The organism is Thermogemmatispora argillosa (assembly GCF_059696725.1).
Genome location: NZ_AP019377.1, coordinates 5,325,715 through 5,340,741 on the forward strand (window position 1 = coordinate 5,325,715; position 15,027 = coordinate 5,340,741).

General features: G+C 58.2%; 8 protein-coding genes. 4 read left to right on the forward strand and 4 right to left on the reverse strand.

Annotated elements, in window-relative coordinates:
• The first annotated feature begins 382 nt into the window (after positions 1-382).
• Positions 383-784: a hypothetical protein gene (locus tag AC6H1L_RS20795; protein WP_497599364.1), complete on the forward strand. Its 402-nt coding sequence runs from the start codon at positions 383-385 to the stop codon at positions 782-784.
• A 219-nt stretch (positions 785-1,003) separates the two neighbouring features.
• Here the strand turns inward: AC6H1L_RS20795 and AC6H1L_RS20800 are convergent, their stop codons facing one another.
• Positions 1,004-3,235, reverse strand: a complete 2,232-nt coding sequence (locus tag AC6H1L_RS20800) for a S9 family peptidase (protein WP_497599365.1) — start codon at positions 3,233-3,235, stop codon at positions 1,004-1,006.
• A gap of 474 nt (positions 3,236-3,709) precedes the next feature.
• Complete coding sequence (locus AC6H1L_RS20805) at positions 3,710-3,916, reverse strand: DUF3311 domain-containing protein (protein WP_497599366.1); 207 nt, start codon at positions 3,914-3,916, stop codon at positions 3,710-3,712.
• A gap of 408 nt (positions 3,917-4,324) precedes the next feature.
• Between AC6H1L_RS20805 and AC6H1L_RS20810 the strand changes: the two genes are divergently transcribed.
• The 3 genes from AC6H1L_RS20810 (at position 4,325) to AC6H1L_RS20820 (ending at position 7,936) form a co-directional block, all read left to right on the forward strand.
• Positions 4,325-5,917: a sodium:solute symporter family protein gene (locus AC6H1L_RS20810; RefSeq protein WP_497601580.1), complete on the forward strand. Its 1,593-nt coding sequence runs from the start codon at positions 4,325-4,327 to the stop codon at positions 5,915-5,917.
• Positions 5,918-6,161: 244 nt separating this feature from the next.
• The gene (locus tag AC6H1L_RS20815) at positions 6,162-6,791 is read left to right on the forward strand and encodes a DUF4388 domain-containing protein (protein WP_497599367.1); all 630 of its coding nucleotides are present in this window, start codon (positions 6,162-6,164) and stop codon (positions 6,789-6,791) included.
• Between the two features lie 5 nt (positions 6,792-6,796).
• The gene (locus AC6H1L_RS20820) at positions 6,797-7,936 is read left to right on the forward strand and encodes a pentapeptide repeat-containing protein (protein ID WP_497599368.1); all 1,140 of its coding nucleotides are present in this window, start codon (positions 6,797-6,799) and stop codon (positions 7,934-7,936) included.
• 175 nt (positions 7,937-8,111) lie between these two features.
• Here AC6H1L_RS20820 and AC6H1L_RS20825 read toward each other — a convergent pair whose 3' ends face one another.
• Entirely contained in the window at positions 8,112-13,280 is a 5,169-nt protein-coding gene (locus AC6H1L_RS20825) for an ATP-binding protein (protein WP_497599369.1), read from the reverse strand.
• Between the two features lie 29 nt (positions 13,281-13,309).
• Positions 13,310-15,016 (reverse strand): methylation-associated defense system protein MAD7, encoded by a 1,707-nt coding sequence (mads7, locus tag AC6H1L_RS20830; protein WP_497599370.1) that lies wholly within the window; start codon positions 15,014-15,016, stop codon positions 13,310-13,312.
• Between the last annotated feature and the right edge of the window lie 11 nt (positions 15,017-15,027).

Consider the following 15,027-nt stretch of genomic DNA (forward strand, 5'->3'; position numbering starts at 1 on the left):
CCTCGTAGATGCGACCGCCGTCTCTCTTCCTCCTCCCTCCCTCTCTTTCTCGATGCCCTAACACCATCTCTCTCCTGCATCCGGGAGTGTGACATACATAGAGAAGGTACAATGCAAAAACCCAGGATGCCGGCCAGCAGCTTCCAGACCTCGCCTAGTTTGGGGTGAGACTTGCTGCACCCGCTATGAGAAGCCTTGCAGATTGGAGCGACGGCAGCGACTGAACATCAGCAAGCAGGTCAGGAAAAGAGGGCTAACAGAAACCCTGGCCATTGCTCGCGCGTCTACTCTAGTGAATTAGGTTTTGGCTTCATACGACCAGAACGCGCTTGTAACGAAGGACGTTCCGAAAGCGAGATCCTTCTGTGATTTAGTGTCAGGTATGTCTACTTTTCTGTTTATTTTACTCGGCTTACTCGTATATATCGTCGCTTTAGTGATTCTTGCCAGAGCTACCAGGCGGCTGCGCTACTATCGCATTGACGAAGCTGGCTTTCTTGGTATGGCGGCCCTTGATATCGTCGCGGGTATTCTTCTCTTCTCAGCAGTGGCGACCCCGCTTGTCCTCTTAACTGGCAGCACAGTAGAAACCATAGAGGGCCGTGCCCTATCCATCCTTCTCCTGTTAGGCATAGTCCTTGTAGCTGGGGGAACAGCCTGGCGCAGCCTCGGCTGGAGTCCAAGCGCCCAGACGCTTTCTCGCCTGCTGGCAGGTCTCTACTGCCTGCTCCTGATAGTTGCGGCCCTCGTCTGTATGGTGCTCATCTTTCTGCCGGGTCGCTAAGCTGTCTGCCTGGCAGGAGCCTCCTCCTCGGGACGCGGCCTTGTCCGTCAGCAAACGCGGGCTGGAGCTGTTCAGGCAGGCTCGGCGGGACAACTGCATGGCTAAACAGAGGGGGGAGGACTGGCCCCCCTCTCGCTATCGACTGGCAGTTCAACGGCTTTGGGCCTATAACGGCCTGCTCACAGCCAGCGCAGCATCAGCATCGATGGAGGGAGGTCGCTACCCTTCCTGGAGCAGGAAACGTTGAAACCACGCTACAGTCCGTTGGAGCCGATCGGTGCGCTGGGCTGGGGTGCCAACCGTCGGCCAATCCATGGTATGACTGGCACCGGGGTAGCGCACCAGCTCAACGATCTGGCGGCGTTTGCGCAAGGCCGTAAACATCTGGAGCGACTCGCTAAAGGGACAACGCAGATCGTCACCGGCATGCAGCAGCAAGAGTGGCGTCGTGATGCGATCCACGAAAGCCAGCGGTGAGCGCTCATGTAAGCGCTCCTCTCCAGCTCCGCTCATAGCCAGATCGAACCAGAGAGCCTGGTCTGATAGCAAGCGGCAGACCGGCAGATACGTCACCGGATTGCGGCTGACGGCGGCCTTAAAGCGCGTCGTCTGCGTGATCGCCCAGACAGTCATATAGCCGCCATAGCTGAGGCCAGTAATGCCCAGACGATTCCCATCAACGGGAGCAGTCTTGATCACATAATCCAGCCCCGCTAACAGATCGCGCAGGTCCTCACCGCCCCAATCATTGAGAATACGACGACGAAAAGCCTCGCCGTAGCCATCGCTACCGCGCGGATTGGCGGCCAGCACCGCAAAGCCCTGACCGGCCAATACCTGGAACTCATGGACGTAGGCATCGCCCCAAGCGCAGCTTGGTCCTCCATGTACGGCCAGAATCAGAGGAGCCTGTTGATCCGCTGCCAGCGGAGGCAGATACAGCCAGCCCTCGATCGTTAGCCCATCGGGAGCCTGCCACGTCAGGCGGCGGGGCCGAATCAACTGATGGCTGCGCAGGAAACGCTCATTGACGCCTGTCAAACGCTGGAGCTGTGAACCATCCCCGCGTAGGGACCAGATGTCACCCGGCGTAAACCAATCGGCGCGCACGACTGCGATGAGCGAGCCATCGCGAGCAAGGTGGGGGCTCAGATAGCGCCCGCTACTGCTGGTCAAAGGCGTCATCTGCTGCGTCTCGCAGTCAACGCGATAGAGGTGTGCCTGGCCCCGCTCATGGATCGTCACCAGAAGATGGCGGCTATCAGGGTACCACTGTGGGCGGCTAAGCCACTCATTCGTCGGACGTAGCTCATCAATAATCGTCACCTGGCACGTACAATCGGCCTGCGCCGGAAAGACGGGCCGCGGTGCCTCGTGACCATCGGCGGCCACAACCCACGGCGTAATATTGCAGGTCTCGCTCTGATCGGGGGCATAGTAGTAAGCAAGATAGCGTCCATCGGGTGACCAGGCGGGCATCTGAGCTAGCCCTTCCTCGGGAGTCAAGCGGCGGAGGTGCCCCGTTGCCAGCGTCAGCACCCAGAGGGCCATGCTCGTACTAAGGTCAGGTTGCTGACGACGATTGGCGCAAAAAGCGACCGCGCTGCCATCGGGCGACCAGCACGATTGTACCAGATGCACCGGCTCGGCAGTCAGGCGTAAGACCTCTCCGTCCAGAGTCACTAACCAGAGCTGGATATGCCTTCCATGCCAGTGCCCTATGCCATCCCAGTGCTCATCGAGACGCGTATAAATTAGCGCCGTCTCCTCATCTGCCGGTTCTCCAGACTGATCATCGCTGGGCTTCCAGGGACTATGGACAAGTAGCGCCTGGCCATCGGGACGCCAGCTATACTCACTCACCCCATGAGGCAGATCGGTCAACTGACGCGCCTCGCCCCCCTCAAGAGGGAGCAAGAAAAGCTGAGGCTGACCACCATGGCGAGTGCTCAGAAAGGCTAGAAAATCACCTCGGGGTGACCAGCGGGGAGCGAAGTCCTGCTGATCACCGGCAGTCACCTGACGTGCTCCCCCGGCAGCCTCTTTTCGGCTGGGAACCACCCAGATAGCGCTCCTGCTGCTCTGGCTGCCGCGATCATTCCACTGAAGGGTGAAAGCAATAAGAGAGCCATCGGGCGAGAGCTGAGGATCGGAAGCAATCTGTAGCTCAAGCAGCTCCTCCACGCTAACATAGGCGAGTCCCGCCGGCGCTGAAGCTGCGGTCGAAGACGGGATATCAGCAGCGGAGGCCCCCACCCGACCAGCGGTCCCCTCCTCAAGCTGAGAGAGCACTCTGCCAGCCGCGGTGTCTGCGTCTCTCAGCGCTGTCGCCTCAGCGCCGCTCTCATCTTGCTCTGGCTCTGCCTGACTGGGAATCTCGGAAGGCGCAGCCGTTGAGGCTGGCACCGGGCGCGGCTGCGTTTTATTCTCATCTTGTTCTTCTATCATCATCTACTCCATATTTGTTCAAGCTAGCTTGTGAGAAGACAGCTCAGGACAGCGAGGAGGAAAGGCCATCGCAAGCTTTTACTAATGCTAATCTCGTACTCGTATAAGAGGGGCAGGAGAGGCCACATAGTCAGGCGTTAAGAGAAAAAGGATGTCTCGTGAGCGAACAGGCAGCCGACAAACCTCGCCTCTCAAGGAATGGCAGGCACCCTATGCAGCCACATCACTAGGAATGTGATATCACATCGCTGGCTGTCGCGCAAGCATGGCAGGACTGGCCTGATGAGGAGAAGAGGCCAGCGGGGCAAGAGCCTGCCATCCAGGTCGATGCCGGAGGCTGATGGCCGACGGGGGCACAAAAACCACACGCTTGCAGGCGGGGAGCGAAGAGCCTGCAAGCATTGCACACGATCGACATGGCGCCCATCGACAGCGCGCCGGACCAGCTCAAGACGCGCGGCAGAGCTTGGCGCGAGATCACTCGCTCAGCAGCGCCACCAGACCCACGATGGTAGCGGTGACCATGATCCAGAGCATCTGAAACCAGTAGAAAAAGGGCACCCCGAACAGGGTCGGTTCCACCTGGTTATAGAGGGCCGGACAAACGGCAGTGAGGAAAGGGATAAGCAAGAGTGTGAAGGGCCAGAGACGCCCGCGCCTTTCAACTGATTCCCTGGGTTGCATTGTCGGTCACTCTCTCAAATCGTCGTTGCTTGCCAGGCCTTGCCGGAGCAAAGACCCAACTGCCACCAGGACTTAGTATAGCCTCATGGGAGAAGCTCAAGCGGCTTTAATTTGTCTCGATTAGGAAAAAAAGGCTAGACCCCCGCATCGTATTTTGATGTAGTGCTATACTGACACTTATCGAAGAGGATACAAGTGAACAAAAGCGAACCAGTCAGAAAGACAGTGGAACAGATCGAATTACCTAGATACATGGTACACAAGCTACAGTTCATGAAATGAAGCATCGCAGTTGGATAGCTCTTCAAGCAAGAGGATAGAAGGAGCGGGTCAGCTTCATTTGGCATACACAGCGTTGTGAGAGAGTTGTTTCCTGAAAGACTTGTGCCATAGGAGAAGAGACATATGATTCAATGGGGAATGCTGGCGGTCTTCGTAGGCGTTTTCATCCTCATGACAATCATGGGCCTCTTGGCCTCGCGCTGGCGGCCTGGTGACCTCAACAGGCTCCAGGAGTGGGCCCTAGCGGGGAGGCGCTTTGGACCAGTAGTCTCCTGGTTCCTGATTGGGGGCGACCTTTACACTGCCTACACCTTCATGGCTGTGCCGGCCCTGGTCTATGCCCAAGGGGCCCAGGGTTTCTTTGCTTCACCCTATCTGACGCTGGCCTTCGTTTTTGCTCTCCTCATGATGCCGCGCTTCTGGGTTATTGCGCGCCATCGTGGCTATGTCACACAAGCAGACTTTGTGCGCGAGCGTTTCGGCAGCAGCGCGCTAGCGCTCGTGGTGGCCGTTACCGGCATCATGGCTACCATGCCCTATATCGCCATTCAGATCTACGGCATCCAGGTCTGTATCGCCCAGATGGGAATCAACGTCGAGCTGGCCCTTTTCATCGCTTTCCTGATTCTGGCCCTCTACACCTATATCAGCGGCTTGCGTGGTCCGGCGCTCATCGCTATCTTTAAAGACCTCTCTATCTGGCTGGTCGCCATTGTCAGTTTTATCATCATCTCTCTGCGTCTGGGAGGCTTGTCGCGCGTCTTCGCTGCTGTACCGGCCAACAAACTGACGCTGTCCCCCGCTCAGTACAGCGCCTTTTCAACCCTTATTCTCGGTTCTGCCATTGCGCTCTTTCTCTATCCCCATGCCTTTACTGCGATGATGAGTGCGAATAGTCGCCGCACATTGAAGAGAACTCTACCTTTCCTATTGGCTTACACCTTCCTGCAGTCGCTGATCGGTCTTTTTGGCTTTATGGCCATTGCTGCTGGTATCAAGCCATCGCCGCTCTACAAGGCCAATAGCGCGCTGCCGGCACTTTTTGCCAGCATGCTGCCCCCGTGGCTGGCCGGCTTCGCCTTCGCGGCCATCTCAATTGGGGCCCTGGTTCCTGCAGGCGTAATGTCGATTGCCGCGGCGAATCTCTTTACGCGCAACATTTATCGAGAGTATTTCCATCCCAACTGCACAGAGCGAGAGGAATCGGCAGTTGCCAAGACGGCCTCCTTAGTGATTAAGTTCGGAGCACTGTTATTTATCCTTTTCTTCCCGACCGACTTCGCGATCAATCTCCAGCTCTTCGCCAATGTATGGATCATTCAGATCCTGCCGGCGGTGCTCCTGGGTCTCTATACACGCTGGTTTCACCATCTGGCCCTGATCTGCGGCTGGGCAGGAGGCATGCTGCTTGGCACCTGGATGGTGCTGACGCAGAATTTTTCCACGGTTTACCCGCTCGAATTGGGTGGTCTCTCCCTCCATGTCTACGCTGCGCTCGCCGGGCTTGTGCTGAATCTGGTCCTGTGTTGTGCTCTAACACCCCTTTTTGATCTGTTTGGCTTGCCACGTGGCCAGGATAGCACCAGTCCGACTGACTATGCGATCCGTCCAGTGACTGGCTTCTCAGAGGAACGGCTCTTGCAGCAGGCCCAGCAACTCCGTCAAACTGCTCCTGCCAAGGCGTTCTCTCTAGAGGACGAGCGTATAGCCAAGCGCTAGGACCTGACCGTATCTTCATTGAGGCGCCGATGTCAACGGACTGTCGGAGAGTCGGACAGGAGCCGCTTGCTCCGCTTGGGATTGCTTGACAGATATGGGTATCGCTTTCCCTTTCTTCTCTTCCATCCGGATGGTTTGGGACCGCTATGGGGGCGCTATCCAAGCTTATACGCTCTTTGGGACAGGGAGGTCTTCTCGATCTGGGGTGTGACGATTATGGCTGGTTTCTCTGGGGAGCAAGCTTATGTCAGAGCAGGAAGGCGTGACGGATCACCTGGTGACGATTATTCAGCTGATCCAGCTTGCACGAGGCAGTGGCACCCTGACGGTTTGGCGCGGAACGGGCGAACTCTTCGAAGAAGGAGCGATCACTTTCGTGAAGGGTCAGGTGACCCAGGCCAGCGCCGGTCGTCGCAAGGATCATGCTGCGCTCAATTGGCTGAGTACCTGGGGGCGGTGTCGCTATAATTTTACTCCAGCAGTACTCGACGAAGCAACAAAGCAGTTACTGGCCTGGCTGGCGGCGGGAGTTACTCAGCCGCCGCGCCCGACGACGCCGGCGTCCTCCCAAGGGCCGCCCACTACTACTCGTGGCTCTCAGCCGGGGGCAAGTGCTGGCGGGCGTGTGCAGCAAGCTCGCACGTCCGATGCTTCCTACTATGCTGTACCCTGTCCATTGCTGCCCTTCCAGCAAGCGCTGTCACTGATTGAGCAGCAGCGTCTCTCGCGCGCCCATCGCCAGCTTTTTCTACTGATTGATGGTCGGCGCCGAGTGCTTGATCTGGCTCAGCTGATGGGGAAGGAGCCGCAAGTGGTGAATCAGCTACTGAGCGATCTGGAGCAGCGTGGCATCATTCAGAGGAAAGGATTGTAGGCAGTATGCTTGAGATTGAGCAGCAGTTAGGGGGACTTGGGCGGGAAGAGGCCCTGGTGGAAATTGTAGAAGCGTATCGGCAGGAGCGTGTTCCTATGCTTGATGGGGCCGATCTGAGCCGACTCGATTTGCAGAAGGTGGATCTGAGTGGAGGCAATCTCCGCGGGGCTAATCTCTCGGAAGCGAATTTAAGCGGCGCCTATCTCTGCGGCGCTTATCTCCGCAAAGCTGATCTCAGCCATGCTAATCTGAGCCGCGCCAATCTAAGCAAGGCCTTCATGATCGGCGTCAACCTGATCGGGGCCAATCTGCTGGGAGCTTCGCTCCGCGAGGCCGATCTGCGCTCAACCGATCTAGGAGGAGTCGATCTCCGTGGAGCTGATCTTCACGGGGCGATGCTGATAGAGGCCGGCCTCATTGCCGTCGATCTCCGGCGCTGTGATTTGAGCCAGGCTCGTCTGAGCATGGCCAATCTGAGCCGTGCTAATCTGGCCGGGGCTGATCTGAGCGGGGCTGATCTGAGCGGGGCCGTATTGGATGAGGCTGATTTGAGTCGCGCCGATCTGAGTGGGGCTAACCTGGTTGGGGCTCATCTGCGTGAAGCCAACTTGAGCGGGGCGAACCTGAGCGGAGCTCGGCTTAATCTGGCTGTCCTGAGCAAGGCCAACCTGAACGGTGTCTATGCCTGTGGAGCCTCGCTCTACGGCGCCAATCTGGTCGATGCGGCTCTTCATGAGATTAATCTCCGCGGGGCCAGTTTGAACCGCGCCTATCTCTTCCAGGCCGTGCTGAGAAATGCCGATCTGAGCAAGGTCGACTGCTCCCGAGCGAATCTCTCCCGAGCCGATCTGAGCGGCTGTGATCTCAGTCGGGCCTCGCTCGTTGAGGCTTTGCTCAAAGGGGCAGATCTCTCTAACGCCTATTTGTATGCCGCCGATTGTCGTGGGGCCAATCTGCAGCAAGCGCGCCTGACCGGGGCGATACTGACCAACAGCCTCTTTGGGCGAGCCGATTTGCAGCAGATCCAGGCAGAGCCTGAGCAGTTTAGCGGACTTGACCGTAGTGCCCTGGAGGAGATCGTAATTGATGCCTATACAAGCTGGCGTTTGGGGATCGGCTCCACTGTGGTGCGCCGACCATTGTGAATGAGCGCGCTCGTTGGCTGGCGAGCGGGGACGCTGCCGGCGTGGACAAGAAGACTGGGGAGGGATCAGATAGCAGGCAGGCGGATGCTGCCAGGCGCTGGAAAGGCAGTCGCTGTAGACTGCTGCCAGGTTACCGACAGGTCCGCCTGCTGTTTTGCTATCCTCCCTCGCTTTGCTAGGAGGAACCTGCCCCCGTCCCCATGCGGACAATCAGAGCCTGCCGCATCGCAGGGGTCTGGACATAGGCCGTGCCGACCGAGAGCTGCTCGACATGCTCTGCGAGGGTCTGGTTGCTCTGGCCGGTCCGAATCAGGCCCACTACCTTACGCGACTCGGGGTAGTTCATGCGAAAGATGATGCGCGTTCCAGCGTTGCTGAGGACCTCTGGATGGAAGTCGTTGAGACTCTGGCTGGCGACGATTACTGCGATGCCAAACTTGCGCCCCTCTTTCATTAATCTGGGGAGCGTTTTATCTTTGGCGAGGCGGTGAGCTTCGTCGAGTACAATGGCCAGACGCAGCCGCTCAGCAGGTCCCCACTGAAACATGTCTTTGTAGATTTTATGCAGGACAAAGGCTCCAGCGCTCAATTGCAGCAGCTCGGCGTAAAGCTGGTGGAGGTCGATCACCAGTCCTTGCCCGATGAGGGAGCGCAGATTGACGGGAGGCTCTACAGGACGGAAAAGGTTCATTTCAAGCAGAGGCCGACAACGCGCAGTCACATTGATGGAATGATGCCGCTGCTCCTGCTGGGCGATGCGGCGAAAAACCTCCTGAATTGAGGGATAAGTCAGGTCCCTCTGTTCCTCTTCGCTCAGTTCATCTTCGAAGCCGTGGACCTGATAGGCGTCGCGGATGGCAGTGAAAACCGTGTCGCGTTGCATTTCTCTCAGGCCGGCGACTTGGGCGAAGATTTCAGAGACCGCCAGCGCATTGGCGCGCCATGCCTGGCCGGAGGCGGAGCACTCGAAGGGATTGAAGGGTAGGCCCCTGGCGGCATCAAGAACAGTGGGGTGAATGCTCTGGTAGTATCGCCCCTGGGAATCAGCAAACTGGCCGTGGAAGTCCAACACCAGGGCCGGTACGCCCTGCTGGCCCAAAGCGCACAGAATATGCTCAATCGTCCACGATTTCCCCTGGCCAGGAATGCCCAGAATAAAGAGATGAGGGCTGCTCTCAATGCCGGGGGTCCAATAGATTGAGCCGCTGGCTGCCTGTCCCAGCAGCACCCGAATAGGCGCAGAGCCTGAAGGCCTGGCCTGGCCCTGCTCCTGGTCCGCTCGGATCAGCAAAGTGCCCTCAGCCTCTTCCCTTCCAATGCGCTCTAACTGTTGCTCAAGCTTGGGCTGCAACCCCGCCGTCTGAGAGGTGGGCTGAGTCGGTGCCTGGCCCGAGGGTGAACTGCCAGCAAGAGCAGCGGGCGTCGACTCTCTATCTATGGGCTCGGCGAACTCGTCGATCGATGTCTCTGCCCATGTCTCGGAGACAGGTCCTGGCCCCTCTCCTTGGGTATCGGGAGCAGGTAACTGCAAAAGCTCGGGCAATTGTTGGAAGTCGCTGGCAGTCAGCACACGGATGCGCGCGCCCTCGACGATCAGTGGCCTGCGAGGCTCGCTATCGAGGCTGACGATATAGCCTTCGTAGCTGGGACGAAAGTCCAGCTCTTCTTTTTCGAAGCGGGCCAGATTTTCCAGAAAGGTAGCCTCCGCGTCAGGATCGAAGAGTTGATAGCGGCGGGAGCGCTCGAAAGAGAAGCGCAGCACGTTGGCAAGGTAAGCGCGCTGCAGCGCTCCGTCGAGTTGCTGGGGATCGAAGAAGCGCTGTCGCATCGTTGCCGCGGTAGCTTGCATCTGCAAGGCCATATCAGCGGCCAGGCGCTCAAGGGGGACAGTGCCGCGCCGCCACTTGACTTCGATAAAGGTGGCTTCCACGATATTGCGCTTCAGGGCTATGAGCGCCAGATCACAGCGACGCTCTCCCTGTGCCGGCTGTCCTGTGCCGCTCAGCGAGAAGATGCGTGGATACAGATCAACCGGTAGCAAGACTGCTTGCTTAAGGCGATTCTGACGGTGAAGCCAGACGGTGACCACGCCGAGACCCAGAGCAGCGGCGGCGCTAGTTGGTGATTCCAGGGCCTCCAGGGCCAGGCGCCCAGAAATAATTTTCAAGTAGCGCAACAAGTGGCTGACGCTCTCCTCGATGCGGGAGAAGCCCAGCTCTGCCATAGCCTGGGTGAGCATCGCGCTAATTTCCTCGTGCCAGGAGGTAGTGACCATCATGCGATGGCCCAATCCTTCAGTGAATTCTGGTAAATAGTCCAGCACATACTTGCGGGCCATCTCCTCCAGGCCGGGCAGGTAAGGCGAGTCATAGTAGTCCAGTGTAAAGAAGCGGTCCAGGGTAATGACCCAATTCGTGCGCTGGTGCAGCTTCTCCAGCAGAGCGCGGCGCTCAGATGTTAGAGCGACCTGTAAAGCGGGCTGGGTCTCCTCCCTACCGCTAAGCAGGTAGCCGCCGGCCTTTAGCAGCGCTGTATGGAGATTGATCAACGTCTCGCTATAGCGGGGCCCCTCCGGATGGGGGAGCGGTCTGCCGCCGAAGGTGTTGATCTGATAGCGCCAGAGCAAGGTAGCGTTCTCCTGGTTGAATTGGGGGACAAAGCGCGCGAGCAGGCCATAGAGTGAGAAGCTCCCCATCTCACTATTCAAGGAGAGCGTACCGCGGATTGGCACGGCTACCAGATGCGGACGCATCAGATCGCTGACGATGGCCAGGTGAGCCTCGGGTGGCTCTTGCTCCTCCTCTTGCAAGAGGCGAAGCGGGCGGGCGGTCGTTGCCAGCGCCGGCAGGAAATGGTCAGTCTGCTGATCTGGACCGTGGGAGAACCGGCTCCCATTCTGCTGCAGTGCCTGCGTGAGCGCCTGCAAGGTCCCGCTCTGCCAGCTTTCGCTGTACGATGTGATCTGAAGCACTGGCAACGTGCCGACTGGCAGCTCTGCGTCTTCCTCTTCGTTTTGCGAAGGAGCCAAACCCTTCAAGGCCTCGCCCAGCAGTGCGCCACGATCCGGGTTGACCAGTGTCAGGACCAGCGGATTGGCATAGGGATGAAGGGCCTGGAAAAGTTTGAGGTGCTCGCTCAGACGCTCAGGCCGGATATCGCCAGGATCGGCCTGCTCGGGACTGGCCTTGAGCACAGTGGCGATGTCCGTGTAACGCCGGTGAGGATCGGGAGCGTCCGCGGGGAGCGCCACCCCGTAGAAGAAAAGCAAATTCTGGAAGAAAAGGAAAACGGTTGAGGTGGCAGCGTGATAGCCGAACGGCGGAACGTTGGCCGGCACAAGCTGGCGTAGCGCTTCCAGATCGATCTTGTGCTTACGCTGCTTCTTTTGCTGCTCTAACAATTGCTCTTCCCAAGAGGCAAGCAGGCGTGTGTAGCCAGCGAACCAGGCGGCACGCAAGGGATGGGTAGGAAGAATAACAAGGGCTTCTTCGACCTGCTGCTGCTGGTCAAGAAAGCGGATCAACAGGCTATCGACAGAAAGCGCCTGCTTGATTTCGTGGAGATCTGCGCCGCTCTCGCGCAGATGCTGGAGTAGCTCATGGTAAGCCTGAGCGTAGCGGACGGCGGCATCGGCCAGCTCGGGGCCGCTGCTCCAGTCGGCAACCTCGATGACGTCCCGCGCTTCGGACTGGCGCAGACGTCGAAAGAACAGCTCACGCTGGCGCCAGAAATGCTGCCATTTTTCACTTTCCCCGGGAGTGAGCCGGAATGGCTGAATCGCTTCCTCATCGACAGGACGTGGATCGTCAAGCTCCAGGATAAAGCAGCCTCCCTGAAGAGGTTCCTTCAAGACGCGCCGCTCTAATTGCAGCAGCGTCTGGCTCAAGGCCAGCATGAGCCGCTGCCGACCATTGACCAGGACACTAAAATAGGTACACTCGCGCTGTTGCCACTGGGGCTGGCTTTCTTCAAGGATCGTTTCGCGGACCTCGCTGCCGATCTTGAGCCTGCCGTAGGAGAGCGTGGGGACCGTCTGGCGCTTTTCGCGCGTTGTTGTCTCTGGCGGCAGGCTTGCCGGGTCAAGGGTCAGGTAGAAAGGCAAACTGTCCTTATAGAAGATCTGTTCCTCGCCATCGCTGGCTTTGACCAGCTCATTGTGATCAGGTCCCAGTGGAGCGATACGTACACAGACCGGGTAGTCGGGCGGCTCCTCGCTATCAAGTCCCAGCTTCTCCAGCTTGATGGTGACCTTACGGCGTCCAGGCGTAAGGTCCTGTTCCCAGAGACTATCACGAAAGCCCGGCTCGCTTTCCTCGGGCACAATGGCCACACGCCAGCCGCCGAGGTTACGTGGTTTATCTGGCTTACACTTCCAGCGCACCACCACATCGCCTTTCCCGCCATAGTAGGCGTAAAGGGCACCGCCGGCCCCATCGGGCTGGGCCAGGTGGCAGAAGCGATCAACTTCCCCTTTGGCATTGGCGAAAGGCTCGATCTCGAAATCGCGCAGGTCGCTCTCTTCATACTGGATGAATTCCCAGCGATCGAGCGTCAGACCTTTCTCCACCAGGGCGCGCGACCAATCATGCACATCACTGAGAGCCTTGCCTTGCAAGAAACGCAGCAGCTCTCGCGCTGTCCTACTCTCAACCTTGAGCTCCTGCACACGCTCAACCAGGGTGGCATCGAATTTCTTGGGACGTGCCAGCAGGGTTGTCAGTCGCCGATTGCGGTCCAGAAAATCGGTGAAATTAGGGCGCGCATCGCTGATGAGACCAACGCGCCAGAGTTCCAGGCCGATCTTGTTGGCAGTGCCGTTCAGCACATGCTCATAAGCGGCGGCCACGAAATCTAGACGCCGCTCGTGGCTCAGGCCAGGCCAGTTGCGCAGGCGGCTCAAGACTGTCTGGACCTGAGCGGCAGCCTCGGGCGAGACGTCCTGAAGGCGCTGTCGCAGCTCCTGGAGGGCGGCCTCATAGAGACGGCGCCCATCGATAGGAGCAAAAGCGTTGGCCAGCGAGCTGGCCGTAGCATCTACGCTGCCAGCGGGGATAAAGAGGCAGAAACATCCTACTTTGCGGTTGCGCAGCTCGATAGCGCGATCAGGAGTGATAAAGAGCGGGTCATCAGGGGTATGCGCTCGCTCAGTGGTCAGGATGTGGAAAAGTGCCCCCTGCTCGGCCTGCTTGCTGGCGCGTAATCGCCGACAGAGAGGCAGGGCATCATCCAGCTCTAGAAAGTCAATACGGGCACAGTGGCCGGCACTCGTTCCCCTGATTTCTTTTAGCAGCGCTTCAGCAAGTAGGCTAATCTTCAGCTCGCTTTGTGGAGAAGAGATTACCATAGGTCAAACCCTTTCCAGGCTCAACGCATTTAGTAGTGGCTGGTCAGCACAGATGTCGCAGCATACGGTGGATGTAGACGCTGCACCGTAAAATCGTCAGAGAGGTCGCGGAAGATACCCATCTGGCGCAAGCGGCGCAGCATGGCACGCAGGTTTTCCTGAGCTGCGGCGGTGTACTCGGCGCCTACGAAAGGAGCAGGTGGACGATCAACCAGCAGGCCAAAGCGCTCGTCAAGAAAGCGCAAGAAATCCTGCAAACGGATGGGCGTAAGGCCACCCTGCTCTCCATTCTGGCCCGGCTCATTCCTGCTCAGGCGGGCGGCAGCGAGTTGCACCAGAACCGCTAAGAGATCGTTAGTCGGGGCATATTGCCAGGATGAGCGATATTTCACTTGCCCTCGAAGCAGCCCTTCAGCGCGTGTCAGCCCCCCACTGCTCCAATACCAGCGCACAAAATTCTGTGTGGCGTCGCGCTGGCCCTCTGTCAGCAAGCGTACCAGACCCTCCAAATCGCTTTCGGCGCTGGCGAGTAGCTCTTCTAGATGCCTGGTCGCCAGCGTGCTTTCTGGATCTTCTGGATCGCGGTTCTCCTCAAAGATCCGATCGATATCCTGGCGAGCCTGGGCCTCAAGATCGGCTTGTAAAGCAGGCAAATTCCTGAGCCGTAGCAGGCGTTGCAGATAAAGAGGGCCAGAGGTCTCGCCTCCAAGCTCGCTCTCTATGAGAGCCTGACGGCGAAGATTGCGCTGAAGCTGTCCGACATAGCTATGCAGTTGGCGCAGTAGCAGATTCGCCGACAGGAAGCTCTGGTAGGCTTCAATATCGCGGCGCACGCAGGCATGGGCCATCTCCTGACTGGGGCCAGGCTGACCGGTGAAGTCCACATAGATGACTGGCGGCGAAGATTGCAGCGGTTCGCGCATGGCTGGCGGCAGTGACTCTGGATTATCAATGAGAGCATTTACGGCATAGACTACCTTTAAGGTATAGATAAACAACTCAAGATTGATCAAGATCAGGAGATGGTGAATAAAAGCCGGGGTCGGCATGGCCGCGTGGAAGGCCGACATGTACTGCACAAGGTCAGCCGCCAGCTCGCGGGTAAGGCCGGGGCAAGCACCGAGATGGGCATCCTTTTCACGGCTTAAGCCCGGCTTGACACTTTCGAAGCCATCAAGAAAGGCCAGCGAAAGACGGGTCAGGGTATCCACCTCTGTGATCCCATCGTATTCGCCACCCAACTCGCCCGCCTTACCGAGCTTGACACCACGGCCAAAAACCTCTTTAAAGAACTGGCGCAATGCCTGATCGCTTCCCATGTAGCTGCGCAGCACCTGGTAAAGAAAGAGGTCTGCGCTGCGCAGGCGACTGGATTTCTCTGGGAAGCCTGGCTTATAACAGAGGAGGCTATAGGGGACAATCGAAGTAATCTGCTCATCCCTATGCCCGCGACCGACGCGCCCTACAGTGATCAGAGCTGTACGGACCAGGCGCTCCAGTAAGCGACGTCCCTCGGGATCAGCAAAGCCTTCGACCGCCGGGTGTTGGCTCAGCTTGTCACTGTAAAGGCTAATAGCACCAGGGTCATTCTTCATCCCCGATCGACCGCGTCCCCCAGCCAGAATGCTGAAAAATAAGAGAGGCAACAGCAAGTCGATATCGAAATCGTTCAACTCGATAGGTTGCGCCAGAGTAAAACGTACCCCGCGTAACTCCTTTGGAAGCTTAATTTTCACAGGTCCACTCC

Bases quoted from the DNA above. Each gene is read 5' to 3' on its own strand.
- AC6H1L_RS20795 (WP_497599364.1), top strand. From the start codon at position 383: ATGTCTACTTTTCTGTTTATTTTACTCGGCTTACTCGTATATATCGTC.
- AC6H1L_RS20800 (WP_497599365.1), bottom strand. From the start codon at position 3,235: ATGATGATAGAAGAACAAGATGAGAATAAAACGCAGCCGCGCCCGGTG.
- AC6H1L_RS20805 (WP_497599366.1), bottom strand. From the start codon at position 3,916: ATGCAACCCAGGGAATCAGTTGAAAGGCGCGGGCGTCTCTGGCCCTTC.
- AC6H1L_RS20815 (WP_497599367.1), top strand. From the start codon at position 6,162: ATGTCAGAGCAGGAAGGCGTGACGGATCACCTGGTGACGATTATTCAG.
- AC6H1L_RS20820 (WP_497599368.1), top strand. From the start codon at position 6,797: ATGCTTGAGATTGAGCAGCAGTTAGGGGGACTTGGGCGGGAAGAGGCC.
- AC6H1L_RS20825 (WP_497599369.1), bottom strand. From the start codon at position 13,280: ATGGTAATCTCTTCTCCACAAAGCGAGCTGAAGATTAGCCTACTTGCT.